We start from the raw sequence: 344 nt of genomic DNA on the forward strand, positions 1-344 counted from the left end.
GGCCAATGAATGGGCTCAGCACAACGTAAATGTCAACGCGATTGCTCCAGGTTACATGGCTACCAACAATACTGCAGCTCTTCGCTCTGATGAAGAACGCAGTAAAGAAATTCTTGACCGCATTCCAGCCGGTCGCTGGGGAACACCGAATGACTTAGCTGGCCCGGTTATCTTTTTAGCCTCTTCAGCCTCTGATTATATCAATGGTTACACGATTGCCGTTGATGGTGGTTGGTTAGCACGTTAATCACACATAAGTATTCGAGAAGATGATGGTAGATTTATCACTGGCTCAAGCTTTAGGGTTGGTTAGTTTTGCTTTAGGGATCTCCACTTTTTACCAA

General features: G+C 45.3%; 1 protein-coding gene. It reads left to right on the forward strand.

Annotation, left to right across the window (positions count from 1 at the left end):
• On the forward strand, nucleotides 1-247 hold a 247-nt coding region (locus Q5762_RS37560; RefSeq protein ID WP_315896797.1), incomplete at its 5' end, for an SDR family oxidoreductase.
• Nucleotides 248-344: the final 97 nt, after the last annotated feature.

Source organism: Streptomyces sp. P9(2023) (assembly GCF_032436795.1).
In the GTDB taxonomy this organism is placed as follows: Bacteria; Actinomycetota; Actinomycetes; order Streptomycetales; family Streptomycetaceae; genus Streptomyces.